The 13,323-nt window shown below is 65.8% G+C and carries 10 protein-coding genes; 7 read left to right on the top strand and 3 right to left on the bottom strand.

Going from position 1 to position 13,323, the window contains the following annotated elements:
- Positions 1–177: 177 nt before the first annotated feature.
- Positions 178–2,847 (top strand): hybrid sensor histidine kinase/response regulator, encoded by a 2,670-nt coding sequence (locus ACODSU_RS19015; protein WP_488843962.1) that lies wholly within the window; start codon positions 178–180, stop codon positions 2,845–2,847.
- A gap of 168 nt (positions 2,848–3,015) precedes the next feature.
- Positions 3,016–3,747 (top strand): hypothetical protein, encoded by a 732-nt coding sequence (locus tag ACODSU_RS19010; protein ID WP_488843960.1) that lies wholly within the window; start codon positions 3,016–3,018, stop codon positions 3,745–3,747.
- A gap of 54 nt (positions 3,748–3,801) precedes the next feature.
- Here the strand turns inward: ACODSU_RS19010 and ACODSU_RS19005 are convergent, their stop codons facing one another.
- The 3 genes from ACODSU_RS19005 to ACODSU_RS18995 all read right to left on the bottom strand — a co-directional run bounded on the left by ACODSU_RS19005 (position 3,802) and on the right by ACODSU_RS18995 (position 7,486).
- The gene (locus ACODSU_RS19005) at positions 3,802–4,443 is read right to left on the bottom strand and encodes a LuxR C-terminal-related transcriptional regulator (protein ID WP_488843958.1); all 642 of its coding nucleotides are present in this window, start codon (positions 4,441–4,443) and stop codon (positions 3,802–3,804) included.
- Between the two features lie 29 nt (positions 4,444–4,472).
- Complete coding sequence (locus ACODSU_RS19000; RefSeq protein ID WP_488843956.1) at positions 4,473–5,408, bottom strand: LysR family transcriptional regulator; 936 nt, start codon at positions 5,406–5,408, stop codon at positions 4,473–4,475.
- Between the two features lie 152 nt (positions 5,409–5,560).
- Complete coding sequence (locus ACODSU_RS18995; RefSeq protein WP_488843954.1) at positions 5,561–7,486, bottom strand: acyl CoA:acetate/3-ketoacid CoA transferase; 1,926 nt, start codon at positions 7,484–7,486, stop codon at positions 5,561–5,563.
- 230 nt (positions 7,487–7,716) lie between these two features.
- Between ACODSU_RS18995 and ACODSU_RS18990 the strand changes: the two genes are divergently transcribed.
- The 5 genes from ACODSU_RS18990 (at position 7,717) to ACODSU_RS18970 (ending at position 12,990) form a co-directional block, all read left to right on the top strand.
- Positions 7,717–9,927, top strand: coding sequence for a malate synthase G (locus ACODSU_RS18990; protein ID WP_488843952.1), 2,211 nt, complete (start codon positions 7,717–7,719; stop codon positions 9,925–9,927).
- A 130-nt stretch (positions 9,928–10,057) separates the two neighbouring features.
- Positions 10,058–10,378, top strand: a complete 321-nt coding sequence (locus ACODSU_RS18985) for a cysteine-rich CWC family protein (RefSeq protein ID WP_488843950.1) — start codon at positions 10,058–10,060, stop codon at positions 10,376–10,378.
- Positions 10,379–10,421: 43 nt separating this feature from the next.
- On the top strand, positions 10,422–10,613 hold the full coding sequence (locus ACODSU_RS18980) for a 4-oxalocrotonate tautomerase (RefSeq protein ID WP_015016108.1): 192 nt from the start codon (positions 10,422–10,424) through the stop codon (positions 10,611–10,613).
- Between the two features lie 56 nt (positions 10,614–10,669).
- Positions 10,670–12,127 (top strand): DHA2 family efflux MFS transporter permease subunit, encoded by a 1,458-nt coding sequence (locus ACODSU_RS18975; protein ID WP_488843948.1) that lies wholly within the window; start codon positions 10,670–10,672, stop codon positions 12,125–12,127.
- Between the two features lie 95 nt (positions 12,128–12,222).
- Positions 12,223–12,990: a class II glutamine amidotransferase gene (locus ACODSU_RS18970; RefSeq protein ID WP_488844092.1), complete on the top strand. Its 768-nt coding sequence runs from the start codon at positions 12,223–12,225 to the stop codon at positions 12,988–12,990.
- The last annotated feature ends 333 nt before the right edge of the window (positions 12,991–13,323 follow it).

Genomic DNA, 13,323 nt, shown 5'->3' with positions numbered 1-13,323 from the left:
GCCGTTTGTACCGCTGCACTTTGTTTCAGCCGATAACCTATTGGTATTAGTCGCCCGACGCCCCAGAGGAGAGCATCGGCGCACCATAAGGGTAACCACCTAGCCCCTGGAGCCCCCTGGAACCGGTACGGCACACTCCCCACCTGCACCAGACTGGTTTCAGAACTCCGTTTTTCCATGCCCACGCCCCGCCTTCGCCAGTTCTGGACGCTGCTCCTCCTGCTTGCAGGCACAGCGGCCAGCATGTTTGTCGCCGGCCAGTGGGCCTGGCACCGGTCCTTGCTGGACGAAAGCGACAGCGTGCAGCGCCAGCTGGCCCTGTACGGCCAGACGCTGGCCCAGCGCATCGACCGCTACCGCACCTTGCCCGAGGTGCTGACCCTGGACGCGCAACTGCAGGACGCCCTGCGCCGCCCCCTGAGCCCGGACGAGGTGGCGCAGCTCAACCGCAAGCTGGAGCAGGCCAACGGCGCCAGCCAGTCGTCCACCCTCACCCTGCTCAACCGCGACGGCCTGGCCGTGGCAGCGAGCAACTGGCGCACGGCCACCAGCAATGTGGGTGTGGACTACAGCTTTCGCCCCTATGTGCAGCAGGCGCTGGCCCAGGGGCGCGGCAGCTTCTACGGCATTGGCGTGACCACGGGCGAGCCGGGCTACTTCCTGTCGCAGGCCATCCGCGACGACAGCGGCCACATCCTGGGGCTGGTGGCCATCAAGATCGCGCTGCAGGAGCTGGAGCGCGAATGGCTGCAGACCCCCGACATCGTGCTGGCGTCGGACGCACATGGCGTGGTTTTTCTGGCCAGCCAGGACGCCTGGCGCTACCGCCTGCTGGAGCCGCTGGACGACGAAGAGCGCCGCGAGCTGAACGCCACGCGGCAATACTCCGACCAGCCCCTGCGCCCGCTCGACTATCGGGTGGACGACCACCTGGACAACGGTGGGCGGCTGATGCGCGTGCAGCCTTCCGCCGACATGCCCGCCCCACCCGGCCGCATGCTGTGGCTGACCCAGCCCCTGCCCGGCACGCCCTGGCAACTGCACCTGGTGCACACCACGCACAGCAGCATTGCCGACAGCCGCTGGGCGGCCGCAGCCGGGGGCGGCGGCTGGCTGGCCCTGTCGCTGCTGGTGCTGTTTGTGCGCCAGCGCCAGCGCCTGGCCCGCCTGCGCCAGCGCAGCCGCCAGGAGCTGGAGACCGTGCTGCAACAACACGCGCAGGAGTTGCGCACCGCGCAGGACGGCATCGTGCAGGCCGCCCAGCAAGCAGACATGGGCCTCTCCCGCAGCCTGGAGCACCTGCCCCAAGGCGTGGTCATCATCGACGCCGACCTGAAGCTGGTGGCCTGGAACTCGCGCTACGTGCAGCTGTTTCGCTACCCCGCCGACCTGATGCAGGTGGGCCGCCCCATCGAAGACCTGATGCGCCACAACGCACGCCGGGGCCTGCTGGGCCCGGGCCCGGTGGAAGAAGCCATCGAACGCCGCCTGGCCCACCTGCGCAGCGGCACCCCGCACCTGCACGAAAGCGCCAAGGAAGACGGCACGGTGCTGGAGATCCGGGGCAACCCCCTGCCCGAGGGCGGCTTTGTGACCAGCTACGCCGACATCACCAGCTACAAAAACGCCGCGCGCGAGCTGCGATCGTTGGCCGATGCCCTGGAGCAGCGCGTGGCCGACCGCACCCGCGACCTGGACGCTGCGCGGCGCGAGGCCGAGCAGGCCAACCGCTCCAAAACCCGCTTTGTGGCCGCGGCTGTGCACGACCTGCTGCAGCCCCTGAACGCCGCGCGCATGTTCACCTCGCTCTTGCGCAGCCACCTGCCGGGCGACGCCGAACGGCACGCCGTGGACAGCATCGACGGCGCCCTGGCCGCGCAGGACGCCATCCTCAACAGCCTGCTCGACATCTCGCGCATGGAATCGGGCCAGTTCGACGTGCACATCCACGACGTGGCGCTGGGCCCGCTGCTGCAGGTGCTGGGCCACAACTTCGGCGTGCTGGCCGAAAGCCAGGGGTTAAAGCTGCGCTGCGTGCCCACCCGCGCTGTGGTGCGCACCGATGAAAACCTGCTGCGCCGCATCCTGCAGAACTTTGTCTCCAACGCCATCCGCTACAGCCGGCGCGGGCGCATTGTGGTGGGCTGCCGCAGGATGGGCGACCACCTGCGCATCGAGGTGCACGACCAGGGCCCCGGCATCCCCGAAGCCTTGCAACGCGAGATTTTTGAAGAATTCCGCCGCCTGGACGAAGGCCGCGCGGACGACCGGGGCGCGGGCCTGGGCCTTGCCATCGTCGAACGCCTGGGCCGCCTGCTGGGGCACGAGATCGGCTTGCGCTCGCAACTGGGGCGCGGCAGCGTGTTCTGGGTGTGTGTGCCGCTGGGCAACCCCGCCGCCGCACAGCAGGCTGCGCCCCCCGCCACCACGCTACAGCCCAGTGACGACGCGCCTCTGCAAGGCAGCAGCGCCTGGGTCATTGACGACGACGGCCCCACCTGCGCTGCCACGCAGGCCCTGCTGCAGCGCTGGGGCTGCACGGTGCCGCTGGCCGCTGGCGCACGCGAGGCCCTGGCAGCCGCCCAGCCCGGCCAGGCACCGCAGCTGGTGCTGCTGGACGTTCACCTGGGGGCGGGCCTCCACGGCCCCGAAGTGTTCGCGCAGCTGTGCCAGCGCTGGGGCCAGACACCCGCTGTGATCCTGGTCACCGCCGAACGTGACGCCACCCTGCGCCGCCAGGCGGCCGAGCGCGGCTGGGGCTTTCTGGCCAAGCCGGTGCGCTCCCCGGCGCTGCGGGCGTTGATGAGCCAGACATTGCTGCGGCTGGGGGAAAGCAATAGAAAGTAAGCCCTGTCGCGTGCAGACAGGCAAGCCGGCTGGCAAAAGACCAAGACAGCGCCCAAAGCAGCGCAGGCTCTCGTAAAGTACCTTGCCACCAGAACACCCGAGGTGCCGCCCGCGCCACGCAGACACTGCAGGACGGCCACCCCCCACACCGAAGCGGAGGACGGAAAGATGAGCGAAGCGATTCTGTATGCGATGGATGCACCGCGTGTCAAAAGCGCAGATGCGGCGGCAGACTTTGTGGAGAAATGGCAGGACAGCAAAAAGCCCCCCACTGCGCGCATCGCGGCCTTCTTTGAACATCTATTGCAAACCTGGCCGACAGACGGCACCGGAAGCGCCATCTGGTACGAAGGCTTTGACAACAACCCGCCCACAGGGCCGGTGCTCGCCATGGCGTTCGAGCTGCGCGAGTTCAACACCGACCGGCTGCAGCAGCTGCGCGCCATGGCCCAGGCCCATGGCGTGCACATCTTCGACCCGGAAGGCCATGTGCTGTACCTCGCCAATGGCAGCGAAGCTCGGGCGCCGTCGTTGGCCACCCCGGAACCCGGCGCCCCCGTCCAATGCCCATCTGGCTTGCGCTTTGACGGCGTTTACGAGACGAAGCGTGAGAAGGGCTGGACCTACCTGTGCTTCACGGCCGACGGAAAGATCTTCTGGCAAAGCACCGGGGGCCGCTTCCAGGCCCGCGCTGCGATGGAGAGCTTTGGCACTGGCGACTCCTTCATCGTCAAGGGCACCTACAAACCTGGCGACAACGCGTTCAGCGCACGGCTCAAAGCCTCGTTCGGCGCGTTCAAGATGAACGGAGTGCTGAAGGAGGACGGCTTGCACGTCCATTCGGAGCGCACCAACGGCAGCTACCCGTTCGACTCCGTGTACACGTTCCTTCCGCTGTAGCACGCCATCGATTCGGATCTGCGCCACGCACTTGGCGCAAACACGCCCGGCCGCTCACGCGGTGGACTCTGTCTCCAGGCTCTTCACCAGCACCGCCGCCTGCGTGCGGCTGTAGCACTCCAGCTTTTTCAGGATGGCGGTGACATGGACCTTGACGGTGTTCTCGGCCAGGCCCAGCGTGGCCGCGATCTGTTTGTTGAGCAAACCATCGGCCAGGCAGAGCAGCACGCGGAACTGCTGGGGCGTGAGCTGCGCCAGCCGCGCGGCCAGCTCCGCATCGGCCTCAGAGCGTTCGGCCGCCATGGGAGGGAACCAGCTGCCTCCGTCCAGCACGGACTGGATGGCGTCGCCCATGGCGTCAGCGGGGGCGGACTTGGGGATGAAGCCGGCAGCGCCAAACTGCTGGGCACGGCGGATGACGCGGGGGTGGTCGTTGGACGAGATGATGACCACGGGCAGCTCGGGGTATTCGCCGCGGACATGCAGCAGCGCCGAGAAGCCGCGTGTGCCGGGCATGCTCAGGTCCAGCAGCACCAGTTCGACCTCGGGGTGGTCCTGCAGCGCCTGGCCCAGCGTGGCGGCGCTGGCGGCCTCCAGCGTGCGGAACTGGGGCAGCCGCTCGCGCAGCACGTGCAGCACGGCCGCACGGAACAGCGGGTGGTCGTCAGCGACGAGGAGCGTGGGCGCGGTGGACATGGAGTGTGTGCAGTCTGCCACGGGGGCCATCAGCCGCCGGCCTGCGGGCCTTTCCAGAACGCGGGCTGTGCGTACTGGTGCTTGAGGTGCTCGATCCACAGGCGCACCCGCAGCGGCATGTGCTTGCGCTGCGGGAACACCACATAGATGCCGTTGGGCGGCGCGGCAAAGTCGTGCAGCACCTCCACCAGTCGGCCCGCGGCGATCTCGGACTCCACCTCCCAGGTGCTGCGCCAAGCGATGCCGTAGCCCGCCAGGCACCAGTCGTGCAGCACCTGCCCGTCCGAGCAATCGAGCGGGCCGCCGGGCTTGAGGTGGATGACCTCGGTGCCACCGCCTTCGACCGGCATGCGGAACGCCCAGCCCCGTGTTTGCGAGGCCTCGCTCGACAGCGTGAGGCAGTCGTGTTGCACCAGCTCGCTGGGGTGGCGCGGCGTGCCGTGGCGCTGCAGGTAGGCGGGTGTGGCCACACACAGGCGGCGGTTGTCGGCAATGCGCACGCTGACCAGCGACGAGTCGGGCAGGTCGCCCACGCGCACGGCACAGTCATAGCCCTCGCCCGCCAGGTCCACCACGCGGTCGCTGAGGTTGAGCGAAATCGTGACATCGGGGTGCGCCGTGCGAAAACGCGGCACTAGCGGCGCCACATGGCGGCGGCCAAAACCGGCGGGCGCGGTGATGCGCAAATGGCCCGTGGCCTTGACGCCGCCTTCGGACACGCTGGCCTCGGCATTCGCCACGTCGGACAGCAGGCGCTGGCAGTCTTCCAGAAACGCGCTGCCTTCGTGCGTCAGGCTGATGCGGCGCGTGGTGCGCACCAGCAGCTTCACGCCCAGGTGTTCTTCCAGCGCATCGAGCCGCCGGCCCATGATGGCCGGGGCCACGCCCTCGGCCTTGGCCGCAGCGGTGAGGCTGCCGCGCGTTGCCACCGACACAAACGATTCGAAGGCCTTGAGTTTGTCCATGGGCGCTGATTATGGGGATAAAGCGGCAAAGGGCCTGGTGGCGGACCCGGGCGCGGCCTGTGATCGATTTTGAAGCCAAACAGGCCGCTTGCGCTAGTGCAAAGTGCCTGAGCAGCTACATAAATGATAGTAAACCAGCATCACACCCCACGTTACACCAGGCGCGACTTGAGGAACCCCACGGTGCCATAGCGCTTGACCTCGGTGTAAAGGTCGCGCGTGAGGCCCTGCACCATGACGGTGTAGGCGTCGGCCAGGTCGGGGGCGATGGTGAAGTGGTCGTAGTTCACGATCACGCCCACGCGCTCGCCCTGTGCGGCCAGCGGTGCGAGCAGGCGGCGCACCTCCTGCTCGATGGCGTCGATGGTGCTGGCGGTATTGATCTGCAGGCCCGAGAAGTCGATGTGCAGCAGCTGGCGCGCGGCGTCCAGCTCAAAGCGCTGCACCAGCGGGCGGTTAAGCAGCTGCTCTCGCAGGCCCAGCGGGCGGGGCTCGAACAGGCGCAGGTCCATGGTCTGCAGGCCGGGGCTGATGCGCGGCGTGAACGCCATGTGGGCGAGCACGTCGCGCTGCAGGTCGATGCCCGGCGCCAGCTCGATGAGCTCCAGCGCGCCGCCGCCCTCCGCATCGCCCGAGGGCACCAGGCGGAACACGCAGCGCTCCGTCACATACAGCACGCGCTGGCCGCGCTTGAGCGCCTCGGCGCCGCTGAAGGTGCGGTGCTCGACCTCACGCACTAGCTTGCGCGCGCCGCCTTCGTGCAGGATGTGCAGGTGGCCGTCCACCGCCTCGACCTGCAGCGCGCCAGCGGTGAAGGTGCCGACAAACACCACGGTCTTGGCGTTCTGGCTGATGTTGATGAAGCCGCCCGCACCCGCCAGGCGCGGGCCAAACTTGCTCACGTTGAGGTTACCGTGCTGGTCGGCCTGCGCCAGGCCCAGGATGACGATATCGAGACCACCGCCGTCGTAGAAGTCGAACTGGTTGGGCTGGTCGATGATGGCCTGCGGGTTCACGGCCGCGCCGAAGTTCAGGCCGCCGGCGGGGATGCCGCCGATCACGCCGGGCTCGGCCGTGAGCGTGACGAGATCGATGATGCGCTCTTCAGCCGCTACGTTGGCCACGCCCTCGGGCATGCCGATGCCCAGGTTGACCACCTGGTGCGGGCGCAGCTCCAGCGCCGCACGGCGGGCGATGATCTTGCGCTCGGTGAGCGGCATGGCCTCCAGCGTGTCCATGGGCACGCGCAGCTCGCCCGCAAACGCGGCGCTGTAGGGCTCGGCAAAGGTCTGGTGGTGGTGCGCGGGCTCGGTGGCCAGCACCACAGCGTCCACCAGCACTCCGGGCACCTTCACCTGCCGGGGGTTGAGCGTGCCGCGCTCGGCGATGCGCTCGACCTGGGCGATGACCACGCCGCCCGAGTTGCGCGCGGCCATGGCGATGGCCAGCGCTTCGAGCGTGAGCGCCTCGCGCTCCATGGTGAGGTTGCCGTCGGCGTCGGCCGTGGTCGCGCGGATGATGCCCACGTGGATCGGAAAGGCCTTGTAGAACAGGTAGTCCTGCCCGTCGATGGGCAGGATGCGCACCAGGTCTTCGGTGGTGCGCGCATTGAGCTTGCCACCGCCGTGGCGCGGGTCCACAAAGGTGTCCAGGCCCACGCGCGTGAGCGTGCCGGGCTTGCCCGCAGCGATGTCGCGGAACAAGTGCGTGATCACGCCCTGCGGCAGGTTCCAGGCCTCGATCTGGTTGTCCACCGCCAGCTTCTGGATGCGGGGCACCAGACTCCAGTGCCCGCCGATCACGCGCTTGAGCAGGCCCGCGTGGCCCAGGTGGTTGAGGCCGCGCTGCTTGCCGTCGCCCTGGCCTGCGGCGTAGACCAGCGTGAGGTCGCGCGGGGTTTGGGTCGTTTCCCAGCGCTGGGCCAGCGCCACCGCAATGCTCTCGGCAAAGCCGATGCCCACAAATCCGCCCGTGGCCACGGTGTCGCCGTCGTGGATGAGCTGCACCGCGTCGGCGGCGCTCACGATCTTGTTCTTGTGGGCCGCGTTGAGCGCGCTGGCGTCCAGGGGTGCCTGCATGGGTTTGTCTCCCGGTGGGTTTGTTGTGCGCGCAGCGTAGTGGGTAACGGGCGAAAGCACCATTCAGGGTGACTACGGACTGTCACCAGTTTTGCGTAAAAGTCACTGGTTTAGAGATTTTCAGCGTATTTATGTGGACAAACATTTGCAATACAGTGTGCCCATGGCCTGCTGCTGCGGGCACCGTTTTTCATTGATTCCCGTTTCCACCACTCTTCTCTAGGCACCCCATGACCGATCGCACCCAAGTTCACGGCCTGCAAGTGGCCACCTCCCTGTACCGCTTTGTCGAAGACAAGGTGCTGCCCGGCACGGGGGTGGATGCCGCCGCCTTCTGGAAGGGCTTTGACGCCATCGTGTCGGACCTGGCCCCGCGCAACATCGCCCTGCTGGCCGAGCGCGACCGCCTGCAGACCGAGCTGGACACCTGGCACAAGGCCAACCCCGGCCCCATCAAGGACATGGTGGCTTACCGAGGCTTTCTGGAAAAGATCGGCTACCTGGTGCCCCAGCCTGCCGATGTGAAGGCCACCACCGCCAACGTGGACGACGAGCTGGCCACGCAGGCTGGCCCCCAGCTGGTGGTGCCCATCCTGAATGCCCGCTATGCACTCAACGCCGCCAACGCGCGTTGGGGGAGCCTGTATGACGCGCTGTATGGCACGGATGCGATCCCCGAGACTGACGGCGCCGAAAAGGGCAAGGGCTACAACCCCGTGCGCGGCGCCAAGGTGATCGCGTTTGCACGCCAGGTGTTGGATGACACGGCGCCCCTGGCCTCGGGCTCGCACAAGGACTCCACCGGCTATCGTGTAGAAGGCGGCCAGTTGGTCGTGTCGCTCGCCAACGGCAGCACCACGGGCCTCAAGGACGCGTCGCAATTCAAGGGTTACCAGGGCAATGCCGCCGCACCGTCGTCGGTGCTGCTGCAGCACAACGGCCTGCATCTGGACATCCAGATCGATCGCAGCACGCCCATCGGCCAGTCCGATGCCGCGGGCGTGAGCGACCTGGTGCTGGAAGCAGCCCTGTCCACGATTCTCGATCTGGAAGACTCCGTGGCCGCCGTGGACGCCGAGGACAAGGTGCTGGGCTACAGCAACTGGCTGGGCATCATCCAGGCCACGCTGACCGAGCAGGTCGCCAAGGGCGGCAAGACCTTTACGCGCGGCCTGAACCCCGATCGCATCTACACCGGCCCCCAAGGCGGTGAAGTGCGCCTGCATGGCCGTTCGCTGATGTTCCTGCGCAATGTGGGCCACCTGATGACCAACCCGGCCATCCTGTGGAAGGACGCCCAGGGCCAGGTGCGTGAGATTCCTGAAGGCATCATGGACGCAGTGGTGACCACGGCGATTGCGCTGCACGACCTGCAAGGCCATGGCGCGAACGGCATCCGCAACAGCCGCAAGGGCAGCGTCTACATCGTCAAACCCAAGATGCACGGCCCCGCCGAAGTGGGCTTTGCTGCCGAGCTGTTTGGCCGCGTCGAGAAGCTGCTGGGCCTGCCCGACAGCACCGTCAAGCTGGGCATCATGGACGAAGAGCGCCGCACGTCCGTCAACCTCAAGGCCTGCATCGCCGCCGCATCGAGCCGCGTGGCGTTCATCAACACCGGCTTCCTGGACCGCACGGGCGACGAAATGCACACCGCCATGCACGCCGGCCCCATGGTGCGCAAGGGCGACATGAAGACCAGCGCGTGGATTCAGTCGTACGAGAAGAACAACGTGCTGGTGGGCCTGAGCTGTGGCCTGCGTGGCAAGGCCCAGATCGGCAAGGGCATGTGGGCCATGCCCGACCTGATGGCCGAGATGCTCAAGCAGAAGATCGCCCACCCCAAGGCCGGTGCCAACACCGCCTGGGTGCCCAGCCCCACCGGCGCCACCCTGCACGCCCTGCACTACCACCAAGTGAAGGTGAGCGACATCCAGATCGAGCTGGAAAAGACCGACGTGAACGCCGAGCGCGATAACCTGCTGACCGGCCTGCTCACCGTGCCGGTGGCCGCCGCTCCCAACTGGAGCGACGCCGAAAAGCAGCAGGAGCTGGACAACAACGCCCAAGGCATCCTGGGCTATGTGGTGCGCTGGGTGGACCAGGGCGTGGGCTGCTCCAAGGTGCCCGACATCCACAACGTGGGCCTGATGGAAGACCGCGCCACGCTGCGCATTAGCAGCCAGCACATGGCCAACTGGCTGCACCACGGAGTGGTGACGGAAGCGCAAGTGCGCGAGACCTTTGAGCGCATGGCCGCCGTGGTGGACCAGCAAAACGCGGGTGACCCGTTGTACCGCCCCATGGCCGGCCACTTTGACACCAGCATGGCTTACAAGGCGGCGTGCGACCTGGTCTTCAAGGGCATGGAGCAGCCTAGCGGCTACACCGAGCCACTGCTGCACGCCTGGCGCCTAAAGCTGAAGGCAGCGCAAGCAGCCTGATTCCCGATGGCAGGCGGCGCCATGTTCGTGGCGTCGCCTGCTCCATTTTTGATAGCTGCTGGTGCAATCAATATATGCGCTAGCGGCTATTTTTGTTTGGGCGGCACTGTAGCTCGCCTCATTGACCTAGATGGGACGTAGCGGCCGCGCGGACAGCGCCGCGCCGTACACTGGCACAGGCGCCCACGCGCTCCTCCCCATGCCAGCAGCCCTCTCCACTCCTTTCTCCTCTTCTGTCTGCCCGCTGTGTGGGCAGTCCAATGAATGCGCCATCGCAGCGGGTCGCCCAGCAGAAAGCTGCTGGTGCATGACGCAGGCCATCAACCCTGCGGCCTTGGCCGCTTTGCCACAGGAAGCACGCGGCAAGGTCTGTATCTGCGCGACATGTGGTTCGCCGACGCCAGACGCGCAGCAACCCTCCGCCGCCCGCAACCCGCCTTCGCCGATATGATTTGGGCTTTTCGCTGTCTTCACAGCGCGCGAAGGAACAAGACATGCCCACGTACCACATCGAAATGATGGAAGGCCGCACGGTCGAGCAGAAGAAGAAGCTGGTGGAAGAGATTACCCGTGTATCCGTCGAGATCCTTGGGGGCTCGCCCGAGTCGGTGGACATCCTGATCACCGATGTGAAGCGCGAAAACTGGGCCACTGGCGGCAAGCTGTGGCTGGAGCGCACGTCCTGAGTGATGCGCCCCGTCCTCATTGACCCCGTGGTGTTGCTTCACCATTTGATCGCTTCATGAGCACCACCTCGGGGTCTTTGGCTGTATTGCGCGAGCGCTATGGCGAGCGCTACCGGTGGCTGCTGCTGCTGTCTGTCATGGTCGGCACCATGGCCTCCATCATGTCCTCCACCATCGTCAACGTGGCAATCCCGGACATGAGCCATTACTTCGCGCTAGGCCAGGAGCGCGCCCAGTGGGTCACGTCCGGCTTCATGGTGGCCACCACCGTGTCCATGCTCACCACCCCCTGGCTGTTGTCTCGCTACGGTTACCGCGCGACCTATGTGGGCGCGATGTTGCTGCTGCTCGTTGGGGGTGTGGGTGGTGGCCTGGCGCGCGACTTCGGTCTGGTGCTGGCTGCACGCGTCGCCGAGGGACTGGCAGCCGGTGTCGTGCAGCCCATCCCGGCCGTCATCATCCTGTATGCCTTCCAGCCCCATGAGCAGGGGCGCGCGAGCGGCATCTTCGGCATGGGCGTCGTGCTGGCCCCGGCCATTGGCCCAAGCATGGGCGGTTTGCTGGTGGATTGGTTTGGCTGGCGCTCCATCTTTTTCATGGTGGTGCCGCTGTGCCTGGCCTCACTCTGGCTGGCCTACAAGTTTGTGCCGGTCACCGCCCCCGGAGGGGTCGAGGCCAACCGGCAAGGCCAGGCGCTGGACTGGCGAGGCCTTCTGCTGGGCACGGTCGGAACGCTGTGCCTGCTGAACGGGCTGGTATCGCTGCATGGTGGCTCTCACGTCGAGGCGGCGGGCCTGCTGATCGGTGCGGTGGTCGCCGTCGCGTGTTTCATTGCCTGGCAGCGCAGGCTGCTGCGCACGGGGCGCAAGCCGCTCATGGACCTGCGCCTCTTTCAATACCGCCAGTTCGCCATGGGCAGTGTGGTGGCGTTCATCTATGGCACGGCCTTGTTCGGCTCTACCTACCTGTTGCCGGTATTCATGCAACTGGGGCTGGAGCTGTCGGCGTCGCACGTGGGCACCCTCATGCTGCCAGCAGGGTTTGTATTGGCCGCCACCATCGCCGTGGTGGGCCGCCTCGCGGACCGGCAACCGACCCATTTGCTGGTCAGCACCGGTCTGGGTTTGCTGGCCTTGTCGTTCGGGCTGATGGTGTTTGTGGGCCTTGGCTCATCGCTGTGGATGCTGGTCGCTTTTGCGATCCTTGGACGCATCGGACTCGGCTTCATTCTGCCGTCCCTGAATCTTGGCTCCATGCGCCCGCTGGACAAGTCGCTGATCTCGCAAGGCTCTAGCGCCATTGGTTTCTTGCGCATGCTGGGCGGTGCCGCCGGGGTGAGCCTGTGCGGTATCGTGCTTGAATGGCGACTCGGCGCGCATGGCACCTCGTTGACTGCCGGGGCCAGCAACCCGGCGCGCATTGCAGCGTTCGGTGAAACCTTTTTGATGCTGACTTTTCTGTGCGGTCTGGCGCTGGTAGCAGCCTGGCAGTTGCGCGAGCGGCAGCCAGATTGACGTGACGGCGGGAATACCTTGTGCTGATGCTTGAAGGCAGAAGCACGCAGTACCCCATCAAGCCTTTCAAAAAATCAAAGAAACGGACCTCCGCTATGTGCCAACTGCTCGGCATGAACTGCAATGTGCCCACGGATGTGACCTTTAGCTTCACAGGTTTTGCGCAACGCGGCGGAAAAACCGACCACCATACCGACGGCTGGGGCATCGCGTTTTTTGAGGACAAAGGGCTCCGGCATTTCGTAGACCATCTGGCAGCCGTGGACTCTCCAGTGGCCGAACTCATTCGCCGCTACCCCATCAAGAGCCGGAACGTCATCGCCCACATCCGCAAAGCCACCCAGGGCATGGTGAGCCTGCAGAATTGCCACCCGTTCGTGCGGGAGCTGTGGGGTCGCTACTGGGTCTTTGCCCACAACGGGGATCTGAAAGATTTCCGCCCTCGCCTGCATTCGCATTTCCGACCCGTAGGAGATACCGATAGCGAACACGCGTTTTGCTGGATCATGCAAGAGTTGGTCAAATCGCATGCCAGCGTGCCTTCTATCCCAGAGCTGACGCTAACGCTCAAAGAACTCGCTGCGCGCATAGCGCCCCACGGCACATTCAACTTCCTGCTCTCCAATGGCCAGGCCTTGTGGGCACATGCCTCCACCCATCTGCACTACATAGAGCGCCGTCACCCCTTTGGCGCCGCGCATCTGAGTGACGAAGACCTTCAGCTGGATTTTTCGAAGGAAACTGGCGAGAACGACCAGGTGGCAGTGATCGTGACCAGTCCTCTCACCACAAACGAAACGTGGACCGCCTTCGGAATAGGCGAACTGCTAGTGTTTGAGCAAGGTCGGCGGCTGCCTGTCTGATGCAGGCGATGCATCGACACGGGGGAAGCGGCAAATTGCACGCGCCATAGGAATGAACTCCGCCTCTCGCGAGGTTCTGAGGTTCTCCCGATCGGTTCACTCTGTGTTCGATGGGAGGGAATGGGTCTGTCCCAACTCGTCGGCGCTGATCTCAACGACCCGAGTAGCTTAGGTATGCGCGCGTCTTGCAGCCCGATGAGGCACAGCCCCCTCGACTAGACCGTGTCACCCTTGGTGCTGATTAGCGCCTATTGCTGTTGACGCAATTTCGGTACCTGCAAAGCAAAAAACCCCAGTCTTTATGAGACTGGGGTTTTCTGGGCTGTAAGAGCC

The sequence above is a fragment of the Acidovorax sp. FG48 genome, from assembly GCF_057809085.1.
Note: the sequence above shows the minus strand (reverse complement) of the source record. Positions and strands in the feature narration are given on the sequence as shown.

Coding starts and splice junctions, on each gene's coding strand:
- ACODSU_RS19015 (WP_488843962.1), top strand. CDS start 178: ATGCCCACGCCCCGCCTTCGCCAGTTCTGGACGCTGCTCCTCCTGCTT.
- ACODSU_RS19010 (WP_488843960.1), top strand. CDS start 3,016: ATGAGCGAAGCGATTCTGTATGCGATGGATGCACCGCGTGTCAAAAGC.
- ACODSU_RS18975 (WP_488843948.1), top strand. CDS start 10,670: ATGAGCACCACCTCGGGGTCTTTGGCTGTATTGCGCGAGCGCTATGGC.
- ACODSU_RS19000 (WP_488843956.1), bottom strand. CDS start 5,408: ATGGACAAACTCAAGGCCTTCGAATCGTTTGTGTCGGTGGCAACGCGC.
- ACODSU_RS18990 (WP_488843952.1), top strand. CDS start 7,717: ATGACCGATCGCACCCAAGTTCACGGCCTGCAAGTGGCCACCTCCCTG.
- ACODSU_RS18970 (WP_488844092.1), top strand. CDS start 12,223: ATGTGCCAACTGCTCGGCATGAACTGCAATGTGCCCACGGATGTGACC.
- ACODSU_RS18995 (WP_488843954.1), bottom strand. CDS start 7,486: ATGCAGGCACCCCTGGACGCCAGCGCGCTCAACGCGGCCCACAAGAAC.
- ACODSU_RS19005 (WP_488843958.1), bottom strand. CDS start 4,443: ATGTCCACCGCGCCCACGCTCCTCGTCGCTGACGACCACCCGCTGTTC.
- ACODSU_RS18980 (WP_015016108.1), top strand. CDS start 10,422: ATGCCCACGTACCACATCGAAATGATGGAAGGCCGCACGGTCGAGCAG.
- ACODSU_RS18985 (WP_488843950.1), top strand. CDS start 10,058: ATGGGACGTAGCGGCCGCGCGGACAGCGCCGCGCCGTACACTGGCACA.